Here is a 7694-nt window from a genome sequence, read left to right on the forward strand (position 1 = left end):
TACAACATAACAACAACAACGAAATTTTTACTACCGTTGCGCGGTTTCAATATTCCTCTGAGGCACAAATTGTAAAGGGGCGCTTGGAAGCGGACGGGATTTCCGTGTTTCTTTCCGATAATATTACTATCGATACCGATCGGGTCAAGGAATTGATATCCAATGATAAGACCGTCTTTCATAAAAGCAGTTACGAGCTGAAGTCGCCTATGAGTCCGCATGCGGCTGCCGAAATCGATGGTGTAACCATTGACCGCCTTGAAATTCATGAGCCCCAGACCGACAATTATTTGGTCATCGAAGGTGCCGGAGGCCTTTTGGCACCCCTGAACGAAACCGATACGGTTTTGGACATAATCATGCCGACGTATCAAGTGGTCGTGGTTTCGAGACATTACCTGGGCAGTATAAACCACACGCTGTTGACCTTGAACTGGCTGACAATCAAGGGCTATGATGTTTCCTTGATTTTTAGCGGGAATCCCAATCCGCATACCGAGAGCATTATACTGCACAAAACCGGCGTTTCGCTGATAGGCCGTATCGAAGAAGAGGAAACCTTTGATAAACTGGTCATCAAAAAATATGCAGAACGGTTTGCGCCGGTCTTGAAAGCGCTTTGAACGTAGTGTTCTACTCGACCATATTAGCATCTTAATTTCTTTGGATGTAATTGCCGGACGGTTGCATCGTACTTTCTATTGCTTGAAATTTGGAATTTTATTTCCCCATCTTTGTACATGCGTTCTAGAAATCCAAATATACATTCCAAAAAACCGATCATGACCGAATCGCTATCGGAGCGCGACAAAAGACACCTTTGGCATCCGCTTACGCAGCACAAACTGCATCCCGAAATGCTGGCCATCGCCAAAGCGAAGGGCGCCGTGCTTTACGATGAGTTGGGAAGGGAATATATAGACGGCATCGCCTCTTGGTATACCTGCATGTACGGGCATTGTAACGATTATATACTAGAAAAAGTCAATCAACAGATGCAGCGGTTGGATCAAGTGGTCTTTAGCGGCTTTACCCATGAACCGGCTATAAAGCTGTCCGAAGAACTCATAAAGATACTTCCTGCAAACCAAGAGAAACTGTTTTTTTCCGACAACGGCTCCACAGCCGTGGAAATCGGGATAAAAATGGCGCTTCAATACCATTTTAACAAAGGTGAAAAACGCCAGATCATGCTCGCTTTTGAAGACGGCTTTCACGGCGATACCTTTGGGGCGATGTCCGTTTCGAGTCTGTCCGTTTATAATGGTCCTTTCGAAGATTTTTTCATTGCCGCAGAACGTATTCCCGTGCCGACCAAGGAAAACATCACGGATATTTTGAAACATTTGACTTCCCGACTACAACAGAACGACATAGCCGGATTCATCTACGAACCTCTGGTGCAAGGCGCCGCTGCTATGAAAATGCACGATGCGGAAGGCCTTGACCAAATTTTAAAGCTGTTGAAACGGCATGGGATACTCTGTGTTGCGGATGAGGTCATGACCGGCTTTGGAAAAACAGGTAAAAATTTTGCTTCCGACCATATCAGGACGAAACCGGACATCATTTGCCTCTCGAAAGCCCTGACCGCAGGCCTCTTGCCTATGGCCATTACCAGCTGCACCCAAGACGTCTACGATGCTTTTTACAGCGATGATATTGCCAAAGGTCTTTTTCACGGGCATACGTACACCGCCAATCCACTGGCTTGTACAGCGGCTTTGGCAGGATTGGAACTCTTGCGATCCGAAGAAATACAGCGCAATATCCAGCGGATTATAACTTCCCATCAGCGGTTTGATGAAGAAATCGCAGACCATCCAAAAGTGGAAAGCACCCGACAATGTGGAACTATCTATGCTTTGGACCTAAACGTGAAAATGGAACGCTACGGGAATTTACGGGATAAACTCTTCAAACATTTTATGGAGAACGGCGTATTTTTGCGGCCTTTGGGGAATACAATCTATATTTTGGCACCTTATGTTATTTCCGATGGACAATTGCAAAAAATCTATGATACCATCAGAAGTGCTTTGGATATGGTAAAAAATGATCTCATTATTATGAAGGATTAAATCGAGAATCTAAAAATAGTAACCGTAAGGTCCGCAAAGAAATCACAAGGTTCGCAAATATATTTGTACAAGCCTTGCGAACTTTACGCCTTCCTTGCAGCCTTTGTAATTGAACAATCCCCTTCAAATTTGAAAATTTCTATTGAAAACACCTATTTCCATAACCGCAATAGCCTCAATTTCCCCGCTTGGTAGTTCTAAGGATGAAACTTGGGCCAACTATCAAAAAAACACCCATTGTTTCACAAAAAAGAATTTCAGTGGGGCCGACGAATGGATTGCCCCATTACCTGAATCCGCAAAAAAGGAAATCGACCAACTTAAAAATGAGGATTCAAAATACAGAAACCTTGACGATTCGGTCTTGTTCGCCCTGTACGCCTCCCGAAAGGCAGTAGCACAAGCGGGATGGTCGCTCGACGCTTGTGCCGAGCGCAGTCGAAGTTCTCGGGATGACATCCGTTTTGGTATCAACATTGGTTCGTCAAGGGGCGCGACCACCCTTTTTGAAATGTACCATGAAGAATTCCTGAAAGACAAACGGGCATCGACACTTTCCTCGCCGACCACGACCCTGGGCAATATTTCATCTTGGGTAGCCCACGATCTGCAGACCCAAGGTCCTGAAATTTCCCACTCTATCACCTGTTCCACCGCTCTTCATGCGCTGCTGAACGGGGTGGCCTGGATCAAAAGCGGTATGGCGGATCAATTTTTGGTGGGAGGCAGCGAGGCACCTTTAACACCTTTTACCATCGCCCAAATGAAGGCCTTGAAAATTTATTCGAAGGCAGATATCCTGCCGAGCGGTTCTCCTGAGCGACTTGCAATGAGCGAAGTAGAACCAAGCCAAAGTTCGGCGGATGAGCATAGCCCAAGTTATCCCTGCCAAGCCCTTGAGCTCACGAAAAAACAAAGCACCATGATCTTGGGTGAAGGCGCTTCGGTCGCCTGTCTCGAAAAAGGGATACCTGAAAATACCTTGGCCGTCATCGAAGGTATCGGCTACGCTACCGAGCCTTTACGGCACAATACTTCTATCTCCACCGATGCCGAATGCTTTCAGCGCTCCATGCGCATGGCCTTGGCAAATACCAGACCCGAAGAGGTCGATGTCATAGTGATGCATGCCCCGGGCACAATAAAAGGCGATTTGTCCGAATACAATGCAATTGAAAAAGTTTTTGATAACAAACTTCCTTTTTTGACTACCAATAAGTGGAAAATAGGGCACACGTTTGGTGCCTCGGGCATGTTGAGCGTTGAAATGGCTATTTTAATGTTGAAGCACCAACAGTTTGTTGAGGTTCCGTTCGTTGAACCCTTTCCGGAGCCTAAAAGCATTCAAAAAATACTCGTAAATGCCGTCGGGTTCGGAGGGAACGCGGTAAGCGTTTTATTAGGCCGAAAGTAGCTTCCTTCAACCTAATAGACCATGTGCCAGTTCTTGATTCTGTTATTTTCTGTTTTGTTTAACGTAACTAATAACAGGGCGCGATTTGGATTTTCTACACATTAAAGTCTATTTTTGAAACTGAATCCAATCTTAATCATGAGCGAGACAAAACACGACTGGGCCAAAAAGGAAATACTGGAAATCTATAACAGACCTTTAATGGAGCTGTTATATGATGCGGCCACCATCCATAGAAAAAATCACGACCCCAACACAGTGCAGGTCTCTACGCTGCTCTCCATAAAGACGGGAGGTTGCCCCGAAGATTGCGGCTACTGTCCGCAGGCCGCGCGATACCATACCGATATCGAAGGGAACGATCTTATGACCGTTCCGCATGTCAAGGCACAGGCCTTAAGGGCGAAAGCTTCGGGAAGTTCCCGCGTCTGTATGGGCGCTGCTTGGCGTAATGTCAAGGATGGCCACGAATTCGATCAGGTACTGGAAATGGTGCGTACCATCAATAAATTGGATATGGAGGTCTGCTGTACCTTGGGGATGATCACCGAAAATCAGGCGAAACGTCTTGCTGAAGCGGGACTCTACGCCTACAACCATAATCTGGATACTTCCGAGGATTACTATAAGGATGTGATTTCCACACGTGCCTTCCAAGACCGATTGGATACCATAGAGAATGTACGTAAGAGCAATGTGACCGTTTGTAGTGGCGGAATTATCGGTATGGGTGAAGCTTTGGAAGATCGGGCAGGTATGTTGGTCGCGCTATCGAGTTTGAACCCACAGCCCGAATCCGTGCCGATCAATGCGTTGGTGCCGGTCGCAGGTACACCAATGGCCGAAATGGAACCCATCAGTATCTGGGAAATGATCCGTATGGTAGCCACGACCCGGATCGTGATGCCAGAAACGCAAGTGAGGCTGTCGGCCGGGCGTACCGAAATGAGCCTAGAAGGGCAGGCGATGTGCTTCTTTGCCGGGGCGAACTCCATTTTTGCAGGCGATAAACTGTTGACCACCCCCAATCCCGATGTTGGCGAAGATATGGCCATGTTCAAGTTATTGGGACTGACCCCTCAAAAACCCTTCACGAAAGTCTCCCAACCAAAGACTGTAGAAGCTTCTGAATCGCAACTACATCCTTTGGGCGAAAAACCAAAATGGACCCGACCGGGGCATTCCATCGAGCGCAACGAAACGGCTAAGGCGAAACCCAAACCATCCGTCACCATCACCGACCGGTAAGGACGGTAAATCTCCTACCCACTCTTTGTTGTGAAATCTCTGTCGCTAGAAAATTTTATGCTCTTCCTCGAAATTCGCTAACAGAGGCAATGAATTTAGAATAGATTTAAGAAGTTTATCCTTAACGGATAATTAAATTTGCCTCTTTCAATTTAAACTTTTTTTCAATCCGAAAGCCTTGAATTTAGAAGCTGTTCCAAGGGTAAAGTCCATTACCAAGGAAATTTTTTTAGAAAAATATTTCAAGCCGCAAAAGCCGGTGGTCATCGAACATGCCGTCGATGACTGGCCGGCTACTCAAAAATGGAGTTTAGACTACATAAAAAAGGTTGCCGGTGACAAGATCGTGCCTTTATATGATGATCGGCCGGTAAACCATGAAGATGGATTTAACGAGCCGCATGCCCTGATGAAGATGTCCGATTACGTGGATCTATTGAAATCACAACCTACCAAGTATCGTATCTTCCTTTGGAACATATTGAAGGAAGTACCGCAATTGCAAAAGGATTTCAGTTTTCCCGATTTCGGACTCAAATTAAAGAAAAAACTGCCCATGCTGTTTTTTGGAGGACGGGATTCCTTTACTTTTATGCATTACGATATCGATATGTCCAATATTTTCCATTTCCATTTCGAAGGAAAAAAGGAATGTATTCTGTTTCCACAATCCGAGACAAAGTACCTGTATAAGGTGCCACATTCCTTGATAACCCATGAAAGTATCGATTTCGAAAATCCCGATTTCGAAAAATGGCCGGCCTTAAAATCCGCCCACGGCTTCAGAACGGAACTTAACCATGGCGATGTTCTCTACATGCCCGAAGGCTACTGGCACTACATGAAATATGTAACGCCAGGGTTTTCGATGAGCTTAAGGGCTTGGCCCAAAAATCCCTTCAACTTCGCCAAAGGCTTGTACAACATCATAATAATGCGAAGCTTCGATATCGCCATGCGCAAAATACAAGGCCAAAAGTGGATAGAGCATAAAAACGCGAAGGCAGTAGCGCGGACCAATGCTATCTAGGCATGGGCAATACATCTACTTTAAACCTTGAACTGAGACTTAAACCTTGAAAAAACCCCAGACCGAATCCCGTACCTGTTGTTACTATAATCTGATATCGTTTCGTAAATTTGTACTTTCAATTAATGTTCTAAATTCATACGTGTGAAAAATTATATAGCTATTTTACTTTTATTGGTCGGAACTACTTCGGTACTGGCACAAGGATACTCCGGCAAGGGCGATCAAAAATTTCAGGTCGGCGCCAATTTACAGGATAACGGTACGGGTATAACGGCCTCCTACGATTACGGGCTAGGCGAGAATATATCGATTGGCGCAACTTCATCGTATTCCCTGGGTATCGGCAGCGGTCTTGATAGCGGTGCCCGAGAACGCTTCGATGCCAAAGCAAGGTTCAGTGCCCATCTTGGGCCGGTAATGGGTGTGAGCGACCGATTCGATCTGTATCCTGGTCTTGATCTGGGGCTTAAGAATTTCGGTTTCCATACCGGCGCACGGTATTTCTTTTCAGAGGGTTTCGGGGTGTTTACAGAATTGGGCTTTCCCATTGCACGCTACGATACGGGCGATTTGAGGCCAGCAGAAGAACTTCACAATCAGTTTACCATCAATTTGGGGGCTTCTTTTAACTTTTTGTAGATTCTTAAAGCATTGGGCATTGGGCATTGGGCGTTCGATGTGACTTCGATTTTGGTATGATTGGGCGGAACCTGTCTTTGGCGACTCATTTTTTTGTCATTGGGGCAGGGTACTGTTGCGAAAAGCATACTTCGTTTCACGGAACTAGTTCCTTGATTTTCCCATAGACCAAATCACTTTCCCATCCGCGATATAGTAGATAATCAGCCAGTTTTTTTCTTCTTTTTAACCGGTTCTTTTCGGTAATTTGGGCCAATCTTTTATCGGCAAGGGCATCGAAGGTTTCAAGATAATCGGTCTGGTTGATTTCTTGCAATGCCGTCTTAATATTGAACCTTGAAATACTGCGCTGTTTCAGCTCCAACGTAATCCGTTTTCGCCCCCATTTTTTAATAGTGAACTTTCCGCGGGCGAAGCTTTTGGCAAAACGCTCTTCATTTAAATAGTCATGGTCGATAAGATGTACTACAATTTGGTCTATCGCCTCGGGAATCATACGAATTTCCCGCAATTTGTTCACTACCTCTTTGTGACAGCGCTCTTGGTAAGAGCAGTAGCCTTCGAGTTTTTTAGTGGCTTCGCTAAGGGAGTAGGCTTTCGTCATTCTGTAACGAGATTATGGGGATTGTTGAGGAATAATAAATAAGATTATTCCTATTTCCTCGGTTGAAATCATGAAATGAAAATAGCGATAATTTAAACAAAAAAAGCGACCCCTCGTTGCCGAAGAGTCGCTTTTAAAATTTAATATACGGTCTTACCATCTTTATCCGTAAAACGATATTCGAGATACGTATAGGCATCGCGTGGCTGTATTTTCACCCATTTTTTATGCTCCAAAAACCATTTGGAACGCATGGATGGAAAGCCTTTCGTAATGTACGCCGCGATAAAAGGGTGGATGTTCAAGGTAATCTTCTCATCCTTTTTAGGCCCTTTCAGCAACTTTTCGAGATCGAAATTGATTTTATCTACCAAAACGATCGGGGCTTCAACTTCTTTTCCGCTCCCGTTAGGGTTCTCTTCGGTCGTCTTGATGTTCATTTCGGGACGAACGCGTTGCCGTGTTATCTGTATAAGCCCGAACTTACTGGGCGGCAGAATTTTATGCTTGGCGCGATCGTCTTTCATCTCATTGCGAAGATGATCGAAAAGCTTTCTTCGGTGCGGTGCCTTTACCATATCGATAAAGTCCACCACGATGATACCGCCCATATCGCGAAGGCGCAGTTGCCTGGCGATTTCGGAAGCGGCCAAAAGGTTCACTTCTAAAGCGCTA

8 protein-coding genes are annotated in these 7694 nt (G+C 45.3%); 6 read left to right on the forward strand and 2 right to left on the reverse strand.

Going from position 1 to position 7694, the window contains the following annotated elements; translation table 11 throughout:
- From bioD to ACEW8S_RS07950, 6 genes are all read left to right on the forward strand, one after another.
- Positions 1-623: ATP-dependent dethiobiotin synthetase BioD (gene bioD, locus ACEW8S_RS07925; protein ID WP_373517624.1), on the forward strand; the 623-nt coding region annotated here is incomplete at its 5' end.
- A 159-nt stretch (positions 624-782) separates the two neighbouring features.
- Entirely contained in the window at positions 783-2081 is a 1299-nt protein-coding gene (gene bioA / locus ACEW8S_RS07930; RefSeq protein ID WP_373517625.1) for an adenosylmethionine--8-amino-7-oxononanoate transaminase, read from the forward strand.
- A 142-nt stretch (positions 2082-2223) separates the two neighbouring features.
- Positions 2224-3495, forward strand: a complete 1272-nt coding sequence (locus ACEW8S_RS07935) for a beta-ketoacyl synthase N-terminal-like domain-containing protein (RefSeq protein ID WP_373517626.1) — start codon at positions 2224-2226, stop codon at positions 3493-3495.
- A 138-nt stretch (positions 3496-3633) separates the two neighbouring features.
- On the forward strand, positions 3634-4743 hold the full coding sequence (gene bioB, locus ACEW8S_RS07940) for a biotin synthase BioB (RefSeq protein ID WP_373517627.1): 1110 nt from the start codon (positions 3634-3636) through the stop codon (positions 4741-4743).
- A 178-nt stretch (positions 4744-4921) separates the two neighbouring features.
- Positions 4922-5773, forward strand: a complete 852-nt coding sequence (locus ACEW8S_RS07945; protein ID WP_373517628.1) for a cupin-like domain-containing protein — start codon at positions 4922-4924, stop codon at positions 5771-5773.
- A gap of 144 nt (positions 5774-5917) precedes the next feature.
- The gene (locus ACEW8S_RS07950) at positions 5918-6415 is read left to right on the forward strand and encodes a DUF6646 family protein (protein ID WP_373517629.1); all 498 of its coding nucleotides are present in this window, start codon (positions 5918-5920) and stop codon (positions 6413-6415) included.
- Positions 6416-6551: 136 nt separating this feature from the next.
- Here ACEW8S_RS07950 and ACEW8S_RS07955 read toward each other — a convergent pair whose 3' ends face one another.
- Together ACEW8S_RS07955 and ACEW8S_RS07960 are read right to left on the reverse strand one after the other, a co-directional pair.
- On the reverse strand, positions 6552-7019 hold the full coding sequence (locus ACEW8S_RS07955; RefSeq protein ID WP_373517630.1) for a regulatory protein RecX: 468 nt from the start codon (positions 7017-7019) through the stop codon (positions 6552-6554).
- A 140-nt stretch (positions 7020-7159) separates the two neighbouring features.
- The coding region (locus tag ACEW8S_RS07960; RefSeq protein WP_373517631.1) for a ribonuclease E/G at positions 7160-7694 on the reverse strand (535 nt) is incomplete at its 5' end.

It is taken from the genome of Pricia sp., from assembly GCF_041745955.1.
Classification (GTDB): Bacteria; Bacteroidota; Bacteroidia; order Flavobacteriales; family Flavobacteriaceae; genus Pricia.